Here is an 18,448-nt window from a genome sequence, read left to right as displayed (position 1 = left end):
GATACTATTTGTGTAGAATAAGCATTGGCATATTGGCACATTATTCTTACCGTACCGGAAATTCGGTTATACGTAAAGTGGTACAGCCATAAGGGATTAACTCGATCGTCTCTTCATCACCCATCGGTTCGTTGGCTTGCATGAAGAAATTTACGGGGCCGGCGGAACCTTTGAACATTTTCCATGAAGGTAAGATCCGTCCCTTTGTTTTGATCGTGATAGGGGCATTCTCTAGGTTCCATGGGTAAGGGGCTATGTTCTCTGCCTTTCTAACGACGAAATTTTTCTCTAGTTCTTCTTCTTTCAGATATTTGCGAATCAGGGAATAATTCCATGCTGAAGTAGAGGTGACCTCATAATACCATTCTCCTTTATGTGAAGACTCCGGGCGTTGATCAACCTTGCGTTCCCATTTCTCATCCATCTTTAGGGAATACAATAATGGGCCTCGTTCGATGACAACCGCATCGTCATACCAATTGCTTGTGGATATACGCATGGGTAGCTCTAGCTGGATATGATCGCCATCTTTCCATTCCCGGTTGATTCGTACGATTTCGCCAGAGTGAGCTGCGATAGAGACAGCCTCGCCATTTATCGTAATCACGGGATTATTACACCAAGCAGGAATACGCAAGTGAAAAGGGAAAAAGGCTTTCTTGTCTTTCTTGCTAGGGAACGATAAATTGAAATCGATCTTTTCTTCAAAGGGATAATCGGTCTTCTCTGCGATTTTAACCGTGATGTCGTTTCCCACTTGGGCAGTCACTTCCGATGGTGCGTAGATAAGTGAAGCGATGCCATTATCGGCGGTGGCAAACCATAGATGTCGTGTGAATTTAGGCCAGCCTTGATGTAGATTGGAGGTACAACAAGGATAACCGCTCAATTCTCCGAAAATAATGTCTGTGTCTTCGTGTGGTGAGACAAAGTTACGTCCTTCGCAAGTGATCGCTATTTGATTGACTTGCTGATAATATTGTCGTGCGGAAAAGTCATCCTTGATCTGCGTTGGCAGTACATTGTATGCGACTTTCTCTAAATGATCAGCCCACTGGACATCTCCGGTTATCTCTAACATTTTCTCGAGAGAGAACATCATCTCGACAGCGGTACAGAGTTCTGATCCTTGTGTCGGGTTACCGAAACGTAAAAGTTCATCTCCCGCCCATAATCCTGTAGGAAAACCAATCGTATGGCGCATTTTCCGTACAGCTTCCTTAACCGCTTCCAGATTTTGAGGATTATGGCTCTGTTGGTAATAAATGACAGGTTCCTTGAATCCTTGGGCGAGATTTACACAATGCAGGCTGTTTTGCCGGGCTAAATGATCTTGGTTCAAGAACACGTCGGTCCAATTGAAGGTTTGCTTATGGATTAACTCTCCTAACTCCAGAAGGAAAGGATCGCCCGTGATATTATAAAGCCAATATACGACCATCAGATTATCCCCTCCTCGTTGTTCAGCCCAGAAAGTCCATTTTCCCAGAGGACTTTTAGGTAGTTCAGAAAGCTGGTATTTGAAATAATTAGTGAGGAACGAGATAACTCTTTGATCGTTGGTAGCGGAATAATATTGTTGCAGAACTTTGAGCATAACCATTTTGGGCCACCAATCTTGTGCGTTATCCCGTTGTAAGCCGGGTTCATAGTCTCTGTCTGTATCTGGCCCGAAATATCCGTTAGGCTTTTGAGAGGCCAATGTCCATTCAACCCAAGGCTTTACTTTTTGGATCAGGGCCTCATCATTCATGATGTAAGCCAAAGGTAGTAAGCCATCTATCCAGTATGGGCCTCGCTCCCATACGTCTCCATCTCCGCCTAACCAACCATTACGCGGTCCCATTACTTTCGTATAGATAGAATCCAGATGGCCGGTCATTCCCGTACACATTCGTTCCATTTGGATTTTTAGCCAACCCGCAGGTTTAACATCCCCAATAGGCAACTCTATATAAGGCTTAGAGGCTAATGGATAACGATTGTTCGGGTAATTAATGTTGATAGAACCTTCATTTCCCGGCAAAGTGGCAGAAAAGGAGGTAATTGAGATTAGGCTTGATAATGTTATCGTTAATAAATACTTCATTTTGATGCTTTTTTAGTTATTCGTTATAGGGGATCCATACCCTCATTTTTCCTGCTTTACGGTTATCCCACGCATAATAGGGAATGAAGGTAGCAGATTGTGCCCTACCGTTTGTTTTAATTGTTTTTATCCCATTCAATATATCGGAAACGAAGGCTGTCTGGAATGTTGTACTTGGGCTCAACTGGATTTGATCGAAATATTCCGGGTTGTCTATTTCTTCCATGCAGTATACAAGTGGCCCTCGTTGAATCGCCCGTTTGCCGAAATTTTCCTTGACATGCGGATCTGCCGCAACAATTTCCACGGGCATATCCATATCTAGAGCGATTACATCTTGCGATTTCCAATCCTTGATTACCGCATAGCCTTTTTTCTCAGACACGTTTATTCTCTTACCATTGATACTTAAATCATAGGTTTTGCACCAATTCGGAATGCGGAGGCGTATCTCTTTCTCCAAAGGCTGAGACGTAGAAATTGTTAGTTTTACCGATCCATCCCACGGATAGTCCGTTTCTTGTGTTAATAGGATATCAGTCTCTCCTATCCGTATTTGCCCCGTATTTCCGATATATAGATTTACCCATAACGCATCATCGGAGGAGGCGTAGATATAATTTCCGATAGAAGGCAAGAAGCGTGAAAGCTGACTTGGGCAACAAGCGCAACCATACCATTCTTGTCTATGGTGATCACCCTTAGATTCCAGCGGGTTGACATAGAAGAAGCGGTCTCCACCCAAGGAGATACCGGCAAGCGCACCGTTATATAAAGAACGTTCCAGTATGTCGATGTATTTAGAGTCTCCGGTAAGTTGGTTCATACGTTGGTTCCAAAGCACCATTCCGACAGAAGCGCAAGTCTCGCAATAAGCATCTAGGTTCGGTAAATCGTAATCCTCCGTAAACCCTTCGTTATCCCGGGATGAACCGATTCCCCCGGTGATATACATATTGCGGTGTACCACATCATCCCATAGACGATCTATGGCGGCTATATATCCCGTATCATTCTTCAAGGCAGCCACATCGGCCATACCGCAATACAAATACATACATCGTACCGCATGCCCGGAGATATCGGTAAGTCGCCGGACGGGAACGATATCTTGATAGTAAACCGGGTCCCATTTACCTTCATCACCCATAGTGCCGTGACCGTGTCCACGTTCCTCCAGCAGCCAATAAGCGAAATCCAGATATTTCTGCTCTTGGGTGGTTTGATAAAGCTTGACAAGCGCCAGTTCTATTTCCTCGTGTCCCGGTACCCAATGTCTTTTTCCCGGACCGAATTGGCTCATCATATGATCTGTCATGCGTATACATACGTCTAATAACTTGCGCTTTCCGGTAGCTTGATAATACGCTACTCCTGCCTCAATCATATGTCCGGCGCAGTACATCTCATGCTTGTCCATATTGGTCCACCGTTTATCCAATCCGGTGAGTGTATAGAAGGTATTGATGTAGCCATCCGGTTGTTGGGCGGCAGCGAATTTGTCAATCCATTCGTCCGCTTTCTTTTCCAACTCGGGATCCGGATTGTTGATCAGGCTATAAGCCATACCTTCTAACGCTTTATATACATCGGAATCATCAAAGAAAATGCCGGAATGCTCTCCTTCCCCTTTCGCTGCATTCTCGAAATTACGGATACGTCCGGTTTGATTCTCTATTTGATCGATACAGACAGGCAAGGTCGCCGAGACATGTTTGCTGAGTCTGGGTGACCAAAAGTTGTCATTGATTTTCACATGAGAAAAATCGATCTGCTCGATCATCTTCAAAGGCTGTTCCTTTATATCTTCTTTAGAGGTCTGGCACCCTTGCAAAAGAAAGGCAGACGCAGCGAGTAAAAGGTATTGCTTCATATAGCTTTAGAAATTGAGATTAAAGGAGGGTATGTCAATATAGAGACATACCCTCTATGTTATTATTGATAATTCGGATTTTGTTCCAGATTCGGATTGGTATCTACTACTTTTTGAGGTAAGGGAAATACCGTTTTATAATCTCCATTCGGCTCATGAGATAACCATTTAGCTTTTGTGAAATGACCGAAACGTATCATATCTCTCCGGCGATAAGATTCTCCAGCGAATTCCCAACCTAGTTCATCATAGAAACGTCCGAATTTTTCCGGATAAACTTGATTTTGCGAAGTTAATACATAGTTTTCTACCGTACCGTATTTGTAACAGGATTTTTCTTGTAATTGCGCTCCTGAGACAATTGCTTTTTCAGGATGTTCTTTAAAAGCTCTTTTTCTGACCATACTTACAATAGACGCTGCTTGATCTGCTTTCCCAGTACGTAAAAGGCATTCTGCTTTCATCATATGGACTTGCGTAAGTCTGAATAAGACCAAATCATTATTTAGTTCACTTCTGGCTCCCATCTCAACCTCATATTTTAACCAGCGATATCCTTCTGCCTCACCAGTGAAAATTCCGTTGGGCATTTTGTTGACGAAGATAAGCGGTTGTCCCATTAAGTCATAAGAGCCTGTGAGAGGTGTCCGGTCAGATGCGTATTGGGGACCTCCTAGCCAAGTCGCATTTAAACGTTCGTCATCTGGATCATAGGTGTCGATGAATTGAGGTATTCCTTTATAGGCCCCAGCTCCCCAAGGGCTTCCAACTAGATCATACGTTTTTTGGTTTGCTCCGTGTAAGGCGGCTAAATGATAGTTAAATCCAGTGGCAAATATTTCATCATAAGGAATGACTAATATATTTTCTAATGAGTTTTCATTGTGTGCCTTAAATGGATCGCTATAATTAATGTCTAAACTGTATTTTCCTGAATTAATAATATCATCACACTCTTGAATACAAGCATTCCATTGGGGATCACCTGTATATACTTCTGCGTTCAAATATACGTTAGCGAGGAGGGCTTTAGCTCCCCATAATGTGAATCTTCCATAATTAGATTCATTTTTCTCTGTTGGGAGATCGCTGAAAGACTCTTTTAGTTCTTTGACTATAAAATCATAAAGATCCTTCCGGGATGTTTTTACAGGTAATTCTGAGGTGGGTTCCGTTACTAAAGGAGCATCTCCGAAATTATCCATGATGTACCAGTAATAGAAAGCACGTAATGCTCGAGATTCAGCGATCATGGCAGCCTTGTTTTCATTAGCGGCAAAAGGAAAATCATCTTGGTTGATAATGCTGATAGCCCGGTTTGCCAAGATAATTCCGGAATAGCAAACTTCCCATAAACGATTCACTTGTAATTGTTCGGAGTTCCATGAATGTTGATGCATTCTACGAAATACACCTCCATCATCCCAACCGGAACCATTAGCGGGGAACACTGCGGCATCGGTACATATTTCTTGACTCAGCATTGGAGCTTGTCCGGAACCGCAATATCCCCAATCTTGAAGATTGGTATAAGCGGCACCAACCACTTTAGTTGCGTCTCCAGCTTCATATTTATAACTATCTTCAGTAATGTCAGAGAAGATTTCTTCGGTTAGGTCTGTGCAGGAAATAAAGTTCAATGAACAGCAACCTAATAATAAGATATTTATATGTTTTTTAATTGTATTCATGAGTTTATTTATTTTAAAAAGTAAACATTGCGCCTAAAGTAAAGGAACGTGTAGAAGGGTAACGGCCTAATTCATCACATCCGGGATTAAGTCCTTGCGTATTAACCTCAGGGTCTAATCCACTGTATCCTGTAAATGTGAATAGGTTATTACCGGTTGCGTATATACGTATCCTTTTTAAATAATCATTCTTAAGTTTTAAGGTATAACCAATGGTGATATTATCAATTTTCCAAAAGTTTCCTCTTTCGATGAAATAGCTAACATATTGAAGTTCCTGTTGGTCGTTTAGTACAGTCTTTCCGTACTTCGGTTCATAAGCTGTGGCAAGCAAATTTCCCCGGGTCAAGTTTACAGGACATTCATAAAACATGCGGGGGTAGTTGAGGATGTCATAGTCGAATGCACCTCGCATAGTTATACCTAAGTCGAAATTTTTGAAGGTAAAACTGTTATCCCAGCTTAATAGGTGTTTGGGCAGGCCATTTCCAATAATTTTTTTATCTTCTGCTTGTTGCTCTGAGATCGGTTTTGGATTACCGTTTTTATCTTCAATAATCCAACGTCCTTCGCTATCTATATCAATAGTTTTAAAACCGTAGAAATTACCAACCTCACCCCCTTCAAATATTCGATGGGTATATTGTTGGATAGGTTCGCCAGTCCAGCCATCTTCTATATAACCGGATTTTAATTGGAATTCCTCGTTGGATAAGGCAACCAACTTATTTTTGTTAGTCGAATAATTAAAGCTAGTTGTCCATGAGAATTCTTTTGTTTGTACTGGGATTGCACTGAGGTGTATCTCTAGTCCTTTATTTTGCATAGTTCCTGCGTTTGCGAGGATTTCCTGATATAAATAAGGAGGAGTGGCTACTTGATAGTTCCATAGCATATCTTTTGTCGTGCGTTTATAAAGGTCTATAGATCCACTGATACGGTTATCAAGGACACCGAAGTCTACTCCTAAGTTCCACTCTTCTTTTTTTTCCCAACGCAGGTTTGGATTTGCGTTACTTGAAGGTTTTAATGAAGGGAGCCAGCCAGAACCAGTATAGAGATTCTTATCGCTGGTCAAGCGGCTTAATGACATATATGGATCTTCAGGAATGGAACCCGTTACACCAAAACCTAAACGAGCTTTCAAGCTACTGATAAAACGTAAGGAGCTCATGAATTCCTCATTATGTATATTCCAACCTACGGATACGGCCGGAAAATTTCCCCATTTATAATTAGCTCCGAATTGTGTAGCTCCTTCATGACGGATACTGACAGATGCTAAATAACGATCATTGAAACTATAGTTGATACGAGCAAATACACCGATTAACTTAGACTTGTTTTTTTCAGACTTTTCCTCAACTTCTCCTCTTTTTAAGGCAGCTCCAGCCCCCATATTATTATAGCTATATTGATCGGATGGAAAATCCCAGTTTTGCATCCAATAATTTTCATAAGTATTGTCTTGATAAGAATAACCCGCTAAACCAGTAAGATTATGAGCACCAAAATTATTTTTGTATTGGGCTGTGATCTCTAACAGATTATCGATAGAAGCAGTTGTTCCGCGAGAAGCAAACCCGTTTTTGCCATTGCGGACAGTTGATATGTGTTTTTTAGTTTCAGCATATCCGCGGGTTTGATTATAAGAGGTTCTCGACACTAATGCTTTTACGAAAAATTCATCCATGGGAGTCAATGTAACGGTTCCGAATGTACGTAATTGGGTACTTTTATTTTCGCCATTACTTTCATATAGCGCAGCTACCGGATTCATATATCCGTTCATTGTCGGATGTTCAATCCAGTTTCCGTTATCGTCTTTCGGACGTTCAGTTGGAATATTGATTAACGCATTTCGGTAAATTTCCCCATTGAAGCTTTTGCCATCTCCTAAGGCTGTATATTTTTGTTCTTTACCCATGATGTTTAAATTAAACTTTAATAAGTTATCCCACATAGAGTGGTTGATTTCCAATCGTGTGGTTAATACTCTATTGTCTGAGCGTTTGATAATGCCTTGGCCAGACTTATAGTTTATGTTTGCGATATAATTAGAGTTGCGATTACCTCCGCGTAGACTGGCATTAGTTACGTAAGAAATAGGAGTCCTTAATATCTGGTCTAGCCAATCTGTGTCGTAACCATAATCAATAGCGCCGGGTTTCCCTTGTTTTACTAATTGACGGTATTGATCGGCATCCATCATATCTAATCTTTTTTTGATTTGCTGGGTAGTGACATAAGCTTGAATATCAATAGTTACAGGTATCTCTCCTTTCACTTTTTTTGTGGTGATGAAAATAACACCATTATTTCCTCTAGTTCCATAAATAGCGGCGGCTGAGCCGTCTTTTATAACATCTATGCTTTCGATATCTTCTGGTGCAACAGTGCTCATATCACCCGGAACTCCATCGACAATAACTAATGGAACTCGGTCTCCTTTTAGTGAGCCGATACCACGCAATACAATTTGGGATGAAGACGTCGGATCACCATTAGGCATGACAATGCCAAGTCCCGCAACCTTTCCTTGAAGCAACTGGGCTGCGTCTTGTACTGAACCTTGAATGAATGTTTCGCTTTTTATGCTGGAAATAGATGAAGTTAATTCCCCTTTTTTCTGTGTACCGTAGCCAACCACTACCACCTCGTCTAATTGTTGCGTATCTTCTACTAAACGAATATTGATTTGTTGTTTCCCATTTACAGGAACATCTTGTGTCAAATATCCGATATAGGAAATCTGCAAGATGGCAGAAACAGGAACATCTAACGTATAATTACCATCTATATCTGTAATAGTTCCGTTAGTTGTTCCTTTTATAACGACGTTAGCACCGATAATAGGTTCTCCGGATTTATCTGTAATTGTTCCTGAGACCTTATTATTATCCTGTTGTTGTTCTGCTTTTTCATCTTTCTTCATCAACATGATATTACTGCCTTCAATCGCATATCCAATATTCGTGTTTCTGAAAATTTGTGACAAAACATCCATTACCGTTTGGTCTTGAGCGTGTACGGATGCTTTACGGTTTAAGTCGATTTCATTTGTATTATAAATGAATAAATAATCAGTTTGCTGTTCTATCTGTTCTAAAATTGAATGCGTAGATTCATTATTAGCATTGATATTGATGCGCATCGTTTGTGAATGTACGGATGCGAGTAAGCTGAAACTGAATACAAATAATGCAATGAATGTTAATCTCATTATTCGAAATGTTTTGTCTTCTGTGTTAAAAGGGGACATAAAATGCCCGTTACAAATTTTTTTCATACATTTGTAATGTCTTATTTGTTAGTACTAAATGAATTTATTTTCGCAAGTCTGGTACTGACTTACGGAAGGGGGATGTTGCAGCATCTCCCTTTTTGTGTAATTTGTGCTGTTAATTGTTTGTTATGTTTTCATTCTCTATATTCTGTATTTAAAAGGTTAACGACTAAATATTTATTTTATCACGATTAGATTCGTCTCTTCATTTTTTGTATAAGTGAATTTATGTTTTAATTGTAATACTTTCAATACATGGTCAATTCCGTCTTTGATACGGAATTTGCCGGAATAACGGTATTGAAGTAAGGATGGTCGTTGAACATCAATTTTAATATCATAATAAAGCTGTAACTTTTCTATTAAACTTTGGATCGACTCGTCTTCGAAACAGAATAATCCCTCTTTCCATTTAAAGTAGTTGTAGTCAGGAATATGGGATGTATTTAATCCTTCCTGACTTGCGATCGCCATCTCGTTCGGCTTTAGGCGTAATCTTTTCGGCATAGTTAAGGAAGATATTTCTACGCTGCCATTTAATAATGCTGTCTCAAATAAAGGACTGTTGTGATATGCCTTAACATTAAATTCGGTACCCAATACATGAATTGCGTATTTTTCGGTTTGTACGGTAAAAGGACGTTTTTTGTCATGATGTACAGAAAAATACCCTTCTCCGTTAAGTTCTACGTTCCGTTTATTTGTGCCGAATTTATTAGGAAATTTCAATGTCGAGCGAGAGTTGAGCCAAACATGTGTCCCGTCCGCTAAAGTTAACTCAGCTCGCTGACCTGTGGGTACATGGATGGTTTGTATTTGTATATCCTCTACCTTTTTTTGTTCTACGAATTGTTTAGTAACAAAGATTCCAATTAAAAAGATCGCTGCTATTTTTAGTGTTTCGATTGCGATACGTCGAATTGTTGGAATGAATTTTTTATGAAGTGTTTTTTGCTCTGTATCCGTATGCCAAAGTGAAATATCATATAATTTACGTAAAGCCAGAAATTCACGCATGTTATCAGGACTTTCGTCCAGCCATGACACTACTTTCAGTCTCTCTTCTTCGGAAACCTTACCTCTTATGTACCGTTGTAGTAATTGCTCCATGAATGTCTGTTAATTTATTTTCTATTATAAAAACAACGCTGTGCGCTAAATCCCTAGTGGAAAAATGAAAAAAATTAAGAAAAAAGAAAATAAAATAAGGGTAGATAGTCTTTCAAGTTGATACGCAAAGCTTTTAAAGCCTTGGTTATGTGGTATTCTACACCTTTTATGGTGAGGTTTGTCTCATCCGCTATTTCTTTTACGGTTTTATTCTCGAAGCGGCTCATCTCGAATATTCGATGAGTTTGTTCTGGTAAGTTTTTTAAAGTTTTGTGGATGATCCTATTGACCTCATCAGAGAAGATCTCTTTCGGATCGCAAGCCTCGAGTGTGGAAATTCTAATGCTTAGTTCTCTATTTTTTATTTCCTCTAAATTTTCAATAGCGGCATCATGTATGGCTTTATGGCGTAAATAGTTAAGGGCTTTATTTTTCAAAATCGTGAGCAATAAGGCTTCTGTTATCTCGTTTTCTCCAGCAGAGACCAGTCGCCAATATTTTACAAGCGATTCAGCTACGATATCCTCAGCCACCATGTCATCATGTACATATGATTTGGTGAACAGGAATGACCGTCGGTAATTCCGTTCATAAATGATATTAAAATCGTCTCCTTTCATCTTCAATACAGATTTAGCGGTAAAAGTAGGAATTTTTGATAGAAAAATAGTTAAAGTAATCATACTTTCATTTTCCCCGCTTTCCGGTTATCTCAAGTATAATATGGGATGAAAGAAATTGATTGTTATCCATTTATCGCATTGATAGTAAAAGGTTAGAGTGGAAAGAGGTCTTGAATACGGAATTCAGACTAAGTTCTATTTACTCAAAATAGTTGGGGTTATCTGTTTTAATTTTAGATCATTATGAGGCGGTGTCTATATGTGGAGACGGGGCATGCCCCGTCTCTCTCTAAATCCGTTGTTCCTTACCATTCACGATAAATCGCTTGATAGGTTGTTTTACCGGTCTTAATAGGTAACTCCAATCCTTTTCAGTTGTATCTAACGTGATTTCCAATCCATCTTCCAGTTGTTTTACTTTATAATTAATCTTATTATTTCCAACAGGAAGATCTTTCATTTCAATAAAGTCCCAATCTGATGGTAAATTAGGACTTAGGGTCAAGGTCTTTTTATAGGCTTCTGGTTGTATGCCATATATATAACGAATCAAAGGTGTTGCTATACCATAGATGGTCCATGCTTGAACAGGGCAGCCATAATCAGGCATCATCTCATTAATTGATCCCGGAAGTGTACGGCCAAATGTATCGACGATGCGATTGATATACCATAAAGCCTCATCTACACGTCCGTAAGCGCATTCGGCCATCGCTTGTACGCCTGTTGCGATAGTCATCATGCGATCTCTTTCGACTGCGGATAAATAAGGACCATATTCGCCGCAATGCTCTTTTCGTACTTTATCCAATTGCCGAATAGCTCTGTCTTCTGAGGCAATATGAGTTTCTATTGGAGTGCTTATTACCCAATTCTTGTTAGTTAACCATCCTTTCATAATACCAGTTGGATACGCTTCAAATTGTTTATACATATCCTCATACATTGCGATATGCTTTTTCTTGCTATCCTCATATTCCTGTAAGGAAACCTCGGCAACATCCCACCTGTATTCTGTATTACGAACCTGTTCGATAGCACCTTTAGTCGTTTCTAAGGCTTGCTCTCTCGTTCCATAAAAATCACAATAAATTTCTAAATCCTTATCCCAAAATAGGTCGTTTATCCTTTCTTTCAAATCGATTGCTTGCGAGGCGCACTCACTGGCAAATGCTTCTTCTCCCATTATTAAGGCAATCTGCGACATAACTTCCAGTGCTTGCTGGGTATAAACAGAGACATCAATCAATTCCGCATTTAATCCTCTAACTTCCATGATTCCATACCCTTCGGGGAACATATTCTTATTTGTATCCATATCTTTCAAAAGGAAGTTCAGACCTTTTTGCATATAAGGATACATATCTGCAAGGAATTTGTTATCACCAGTCCATTTATAAACATTCCATACAGCGATGACAAAATGAGCAGTCTCTTGAGTATTTCCTTTGTGGCTGACGAATGCGTTGAATGCCATTTCATGCAAAATACGGCCATTCCTATTGGCTTTCTCTGACATCTCTTTGATAACTCTCAATGTCTCTTTTGCTAATTTTTGGTCACCTGTAGCGACAAGGCCTTGTAATGAATAAGAATTATCACAACCGAATAACCATGGATATTCAATTGCGCCCGCTCCCAGAAAGCGTCCTGCACTTTCCATATCTGCCGCAAGCCATTCCGTATTGATTTTGCACCAGTTATAAACCTCTTGTAACTTTTTATCTGGAATGTTAATCCGTCCTCTCTCTAATAGTTGGGTGTAATACATTTTTTTATCTTCCAACATTTCGGAATGGTTCGCTAAGATGTCTTTGTAACTTTTTAGGGCATCCTCCTCACTGTCTTTTGATCCTGCGATGACGAAAGAAAGTTTTTTCTCCTGATTCTTAGGAAGTGTAATCGTATAAGTAGAAGAGGCACTTTTACCCGTTCCTTGCGTATTTATATAAGTAGGAGTATCTAGTTGATAAATACTCGTATGTTGATCCGCTCCCCAAATCACGTTCCAGTTATTACCTAAATCTTTCGCTTTAAAAATGGCATCTTGGGCATCCCAGTTCACGACATCATTTGCGTCTTTTAACCCGATTGTCCCGGATGACCATACAGGCAACAAATCTGTTTTTGCGACAAAATCAAAAAGGACCGTTTGCTCTGAATCCGATACATTTTCGATGGTATAGGTAATAACAACACCATTTTTTCCTTGTGGGCAAAATTGGAAACGATTGACACGGATACTATTATTAAATAAAGGAGCGTACTCAAATTTACTTCCAAAAGGATAATTCGTATATTGTATTGCGTTTTCCAACCAACAAGAATTACCTTTATTATCTGTCATTTTTACCCAAAAGCCATCTAATAGCTTGATCAAATGATTCCAAACTCCTCCCATCTCTCCGGGAGTATGTCCACCAAGATCAGGGAAGTTTCCATCTTGCGTACCTATTATGTAGGTTTTATCTCCTGCTGTCAGATAAGGATTTTTTTCTTGACCCGCTTGATTCGAGATTCCTTCCATGATTGTTTGTATCTCCTCATCTTGAGTGATACTTTCATTTGTTTGACAAGATATAAATCCCCCCAGTAAACAAATGCATAGATAAAGTGACTTTAGATATTGCGTCATATTCAAATCTTTTGTAGATAAAAGTGGAGGGGATATTATGATACCCCCTCACACTTACTATAATTAATATCCCGGATTCTGTGTCAATGTTGGTTTACCATCGACATAGCTTCTATCTATTTCAGTTAGAGGAATAGCGTAATAGCGATGGTTCTTATCAAAAACGGCTCCATTTAAATATTGGATATGTCTTTTTTCTCTTTCGACATATTTATTTAAAAAATCCTCAGCGATATCCCAACGTACCAAATCGAAGAAGAAATGACCTTCTAACGCAAGTTCCAAGCGTTCTTCAAATCGTACACGTTTTCGTAATACATCTTTACTTAGTCCTGCCCATGAATCCTTATAGATATCCACTTTATAATTGGCGGCAGCTGGACCATTGCCAAAAGGTGCTTCATCTCCTAATCTCACGTAAGATCCGTCTTTTGCCCTTTGACGAATCATATTGACATATTCTTTTGCTTTCTCAGGGTTACCAACCTCTACCTCACATTCCGCAGCCCACAATAATACTTGGGCGTATCGAATAATATTGAAATTCATTGCGTTAAATTTTGCTGTATTGTCATAAGCGTATGTAGCAAGTTGGTTTTCTAATATAATCCATTTTTTTTGGTTATAAGGACCTGCGCTGACTTGATCCCTGATCCAAGCTTTTCCCGGGTGCAATCCCCAATCATGATATGGAACGCCTCTACGACCAACGACCCAGTCTAATCTCGGATCTACAGGGGTTTCCATATCCGGTTCCCATGCCTCGCTAGATTCGATATCTTGGTCGTTTTTGAATTCATGGTCAGCGTAAGTGTCAATCATGGGTAGGCCATTTTCGTCTACTTGATAGGCATTTACTAAGTCGAAAGTAGGTTGTTGGAATCCGGCTCCACTTAAGTTTGGTTGATCTGGAGCATTGGGATAAGATAAGTCGAAACCACGTTGGCTACGATCGTAACCAGCTCCCGCTACATTTACCGCTACCTGGTTAGACCATACCACTTCTGCGTTATTGTTTTGCTCCGCATTGAAGTTATCAAAATAATTGTCAAGTAACTTATATTTTCCGCTAGTGATGACTTCGTCTAATAAAACTTTTGCTTCGCTATATTTTTGCTGGAATAAATAAGCCTTGGCCAAGAACGCTTTAGCGGCGTTTTTCGTAGGTCTTCCAGGCTCACTCTGATTATCCGGTAAAATTCCGGTAGCAAAAGAGAAGTCTTCCTCAATATTAGGCCAAATATCTTTGTCATTGGGAACTCTTCTTTGCGGATCTTCCACGTATTCATCAATATAAGGGACCATGTTCCAGATTTTTTTCGCTTCAAAATGATAATATCCTCTTAGGAAACGGGCTTCTGCTCTAATTTCCATTTCACTTTCTTCTGATAAGCCATCAATTTTATTATCATTCAGCATACGAAGTACGTCGTTGCAACGCTCAATAGCTCCATATACCAGTATCCATTTATCCCGGATACGACCATTTTCAGCAGTAGCGACATAACGCTCCATCTGTAGCAGTTCGCCTTGATCGCCGGTAGTACTTCCTTTATGGATATTTCCAGCGCACATATCTCCATAGAAGACATTATCCGGCCCACTTGTTATTCCCCAAACTCCGTTGATAAATCCGTTTAATGGACTATAGCAGGCAATAAGGAGTTTATTCACGGTACTTTCATCTGTTAATACAGACTCATTCAATTTGCCTAATGGTTGTTTATCCAAAAAATCAGAACAACCATTAAACAGGCTAACAGCCATCGTGACGGTTACCCATGTGAACGTTTTTTTCGCTATATGAAATAGATTTTTCATGTTTGTTTAATTTTAAGTATTAGAATGATAAATTGAAACCAATGGAGAATACGCGTGCTAGTGGCATATTATTCATATAATCGACACCCATATTCTTGTCATCGCCGTTCTTAACCTCGGGATCAATGTTGTTATACTTTGTCAATGTCAATAAGTTTTCCGCATTCAAATAAACACGACATTGCTGGAGTCCAATTTTCGAAAGCGTTTGTTTTGGAAGGGTATATCCTAATTCTAATTGTTTCAAACGAATATAAGAACCATCTTCAATTAAGTATGAAGAAACCTTACCTGCCTCATCATTTGGATTCAAGATATTGATCTCCGGCAGTTCCGCATTTCTGTTTTCAGGAGTCCAAGTATTCAATATACGGGTACTTTTATTGAAATAATCTCCCCAGAAATCAAGGCCATCCCTACCGCCTTTCGATGCGAAACAAATATCATTTCCTTGACTGCCTTGGATATAAAGAGACAAATCGAAGTTCTTGTAATAGAAGCGTGAACTCAAAGAGTACTCGAAATCAGGGTGAGGATTACCGATATAGGCCCTATCTTGGCTGTCTATTTTTCCGTCATTATTCACATCTCTATATTTCCAACGGCCGATTGCTTTGTCTGACTGTTCTACATGCGAGTCGACCTCGCCTTGTGTTTGGAAAATACCATCGATCACATAGCCATAGAAAGAGGAAATCGGATGACCTACTTCTGTTCTTGTATATGTGTTCGATATGAATTGATTTGAAGCTAATTTCTTTACCTCATTACGATATCCGGACAAAATGAGCCCTAATTCGTACCGGAAACCATAGTCTGTCGTATTCTGGAAATTGATATTCAATTCATATCCGTTATTTTGCATTTCACCGATATTCATAAATGGGGCACTTGCCACTCCTCCGGTAGAAGGATAAGTAATTCTTTGCAAGATGTCGGTAGTATATTTATGGTAGAAATCGAATGACAAATTCAGTTTATTATTAAAAAGACCTGCGTCGATACCAATGTTTGTTTGTGTAGTCGTCTCCCATTTAAGATCCGGATTACCAATGCTCTCCTTACTGATACCTTGAGTGACAGAGTTTGGATCTCCCGCTATAGGATAGCTGCTAGTTGAGATATTCGTATAATACATGGACGCAAATGCGTAGTTATCGATATCCTGATTTCCTGTCAAACCGTAACTGGCTCTGATTTTCAAATCACTAAGAATATCTTGCCCTTTCATGAAGTTTTCTTCCGTAAGTCTCCATGCGGCGTTTACCCCTGGGAAGTAGCCATATCTATGATTCGCACCAAAACGTGAGGACCCATCTCGACGAATAATAGCCCCTAAATAATATTTGTCTTTATATTGATAATTGACACGTGCGAACAGAGAGAACAAAGCGTATTCATTTGCGTTGCCTGTATTGTCCTTGTTGGATTCGCCAGCGTCAAGGTATCTATAATCGGGATCCTCGATAATAAAATTACTTCTATAAGCAGAGAGATTCTCTATTTTAGAACTAATGGCTTCTGTACCTAGCAAAACATTCAGATTATGTGTTTCACGAAATTTTTTCGTGAAGGTCAAAGTATTGTTCCAAACCAATTCTGATTTACGGCCTCTTGCTTCCTTTAAAGAATTCACTAGCGTATTTGCGTCTCCTTTGTTCCAATAAGTTTTTGGATTGAACTCTTTGGAGCCGCTATCCTCAACGTTTACGCCGACATTTGTCTTGAATTGGAAGTATTTCAAGAAATTGATATCCAAATACAAATTACCTAACAAGTTGAGGTTGTCATTGTAATTCTCTCTTTGATTATAAAGTTGGGCTACCGGATTCTTGGAATCACCTAAACCATTAGCTTTTGTTCCGGCCCAATTACCTTCTACGTCGTAAACCGGAATAAGCGGAGCCATACGTACGGCCTCATGGTCTGATTTGCTTCCTTTGTATTTAGAGTAAGTTGCGCTTAGGTTTGATCCTAATGTGGCGAAGCTCAAAATCTTAAATTGAGAATTGGCTCGTAAAGAGAAGCGATCATAGCCCGCCCATTTTACAAGAGCTTCTTGTTTATAATAGTTTGCGCTCAAGAAATATTTAGACCCATTGCCACCTCCTTGTGCGCTGATATCAATGTTTGTAGTCGGTGCGGGGCGATAAACTTCATCAGCCCAATTAGTTCCGATCTTATTAGCGCGCATAAATTGATTTTCCGCAGTATTATAAGTGCTGAGATCTACCTGGCCTTCCATGGCTCCTGCCGGTAGAATATAATCAGGAATGACGGGTGTAGCTCCGTTGCCATATTGGTCATGCTGTGGTGTTAACCCGGCGTTTCTCATCGCATTCCACAAGACTTCTCCATATTGTTGGGAGTTTAGCATTTCCGGCAAGTTGGTAGGAAGTTGTACACCTACGTTTACTTTTACGTCAACGGTAGGTTTTCCTTCTTTACCTTGCTTTGTCGTGATTAAGATAACCCCGTTAGCTGCTTGGGAACCATAGATAGAGGCGGAGGAAGCATCCTTCAATACTTGTACAGACTCTATACTTGAAGGATTTATTTGGGATGCGATCTCGCTTTTTGTAGGAAAACCATCAATGACATACAACGGGCTGTTATTATTCAGTGTTCCGACACCTCGAATACGGATAGCAGGAGCATCGCCAGCTACGCCGGAAGTTGTTACGGACACACCGGATAACCTACCTTGAAGAAGGTTCTGTATATTCCCGGATGATTGAATAGATAAATCCTTCGTAGATATGGAAGAGATAGATCCGGCTACGTCTTTCTTGCGTTGCGTACCATAACCGATAACAACGACATCATCCAATGCTTGTGCGTCATCCTTCATGGTAATTTGGATGTTCGTCTGCCCTTTGGTCGGGATTTCTTGTGTCTGATATCCGATATAGGAAATTTGCAAGATGGCGTTCTCGGAGACCATAAGGCTGAAATTTCCGTTAATGTCGGTGATTATACCGTTTGTGGTTCCCTTCTCCACGATATTTGCTCCAATGATAGGTTCACCAATTGCGTCTTTCACAACACCGGTAATTCTCCGGTTACTCTGTTGTGTAACAGAAGTGTTTTTTCGCATTAACATGATGTTATTACCCTCCATCGCATATGAGATGTCTGTTTGGGTAAAGACAGATGATAACACATCTGCTACGGTTTTATTTTGCGCCTCTACGGAAACCTTACGATTTAGATCTATTTCTTTGGTGTCGTACACAAAGAGATAGTCTGTTTGTTTTTCGATTTCGTTTAAGACAATTTGAGTGTTTGCATTGTTCACATGGATATTGACCCGTGTATTT

Annotated in this window: 9 protein-coding genes; all 9 read right to left on the bottom strand. The window is 39.8% G+C overall.

The window, feature by feature from the left end:
- Positions 1-46 precede the first annotated feature (46 nt).
- Complete coding sequence (locus tag DW205_RS05460) at positions 47-2,089, bottom strand: beta-L-arabinofuranosidase domain-containing protein (protein WP_005863239.1); 2,043 nt, start codon at positions 2,087-2,089, stop codon at positions 47-49.
- Between the two features lie 16 nt (positions 2,090-2,105).
- Positions 2,106-3,962, bottom strand: a complete 1,857-nt coding sequence (locus DW205_RS05455) for a glycoside hydrolase family 127 protein (protein WP_005863237.1) — start codon at positions 3,960-3,962, stop codon at positions 2,106-2,108.
- A gap of 62 nt (positions 3,963-4,024) precedes the next feature.
- Complete coding sequence (locus DW205_RS05450; RefSeq protein ID WP_005863235.1) at positions 4,025-5,653, bottom strand: RagB/SusD family nutrient uptake outer membrane protein; 1,629 nt, start codon at positions 5,651-5,653, stop codon at positions 4,025-4,027.
- 13 nt (positions 5,654-5,666) lie between these two features.
- Positions 5,667-8,876: a TonB-dependent receptor gene (locus DW205_RS05445; RefSeq protein WP_034530112.1), complete on the bottom strand. Its 3,210-nt coding sequence runs from the start codon at positions 8,874-8,876 to the stop codon at positions 5,667-5,669.
- 240 nt (positions 8,877-9,116) lie between these two features.
- Positions 9,117-10,049, bottom strand: a complete 933-nt coding sequence (locus tag DW205_RS05440; RefSeq protein ID WP_005867294.1) for a FecR family protein — start codon at positions 10,047-10,049, stop codon at positions 9,117-9,119.
- A 74-nt stretch (positions 10,050-10,123) separates the two neighbouring features.
- Entirely contained in the window at positions 10,124-10,669 is a 546-nt protein-coding gene (locus tag DW205_RS05435; protein WP_005867296.1) for an RNA polymerase sigma-70 factor, read from the bottom strand.
- Positions 10,670-10,961: 292 nt separating this feature from the next.
- On the bottom strand, positions 10,962-13,307 hold the full coding sequence (locus DW205_RS05430; RefSeq protein WP_005867298.1) for a hypothetical protein: 2,346 nt from the start codon (positions 13,305-13,307) through the stop codon (positions 10,962-10,964).
- Between the two features lie 63 nt (positions 13,308-13,370).
- Positions 13,371-15,128, bottom strand: coding sequence for a RagB/SusD family nutrient uptake outer membrane protein (locus DW205_RS05425; RefSeq protein WP_005867300.1), 1,758 nt, complete (start codon positions 15,126-15,128; stop codon positions 13,371-13,373).
- A gap of 19 nt (positions 15,129-15,147) precedes the next feature.
- A complete protein-coding gene (locus tag DW205_RS05420) occupies positions 15,148-18,363 on the bottom strand; it encodes a TonB-dependent receptor (RefSeq protein ID WP_232299930.1) in 3,216 nt (1,071 codons plus the stop codon).
- Positions 18,364-18,448: the final 85 nt, after the last annotated feature.

Origin of the sequence: Parabacteroides sp. AM17-47 (genome assembly GCF_003434625.1) — a bacterium.
In the GTDB taxonomy this organism is placed as follows: domain Bacteria; phylum Bacteroidota; class Bacteroidia; order Bacteroidales; family Tannerellaceae; genus Parabacteroides; species Parabacteroides distasonis.
Note: the sequence above shows the minus strand (reverse complement) of the source record. Positions and strands in the feature narration are given on the sequence as shown.

Coding starts and splice junctions, on each gene's coding strand:
- DW205_RS05455 (WP_005863237.1), bottom strand. CDS start 3,962: ATGAAGCAATACCTTTTACTCGCTGCGTCTGCCTTTCTTTTGCAAGGG.
- DW205_RS05445 (WP_034530112.1), bottom strand. CDS start 8,876: ATGAGATTAACATTCATTGCATTATTTGTATTCAGTTTCAGCTTACTC.
- DW205_RS05450 (WP_005863235.1), bottom strand. CDS start 5,653: ATGAATACAATTAAAAAACATATAAATATCTTATTATTAGGTTGCTGT.
- DW205_RS05435 (WP_005867296.1), bottom strand. CDS start 10,669: ATGAAAGGAGACGATTTTAATATCATTTATGAACGGAATTACCGACGG.
- DW205_RS05425 (WP_005867300.1), bottom strand. CDS start 15,128: ATGAAAAATCTATTTCATATAGCGAAAAAAACGTTCACATGGGTAACC.
- DW205_RS05460 (WP_005863239.1), bottom strand. CDS start 2,089: ATGAAGTATTTATTAACGATAACATTATCAAGCCTAATCTCAATTACC.
- DW205_RS05440 (WP_005867294.1), bottom strand. CDS start 10,049: ATGGAGCAATTACTACAACGGTACATAAGAGGTAAGGTTTCCGAAGAA.
- DW205_RS05430 (WP_005867298.1), bottom strand. CDS start 13,307: ATGACGCAATATCTAAAGTCACTTTATCTATGCATTTGTTTACTGGGG.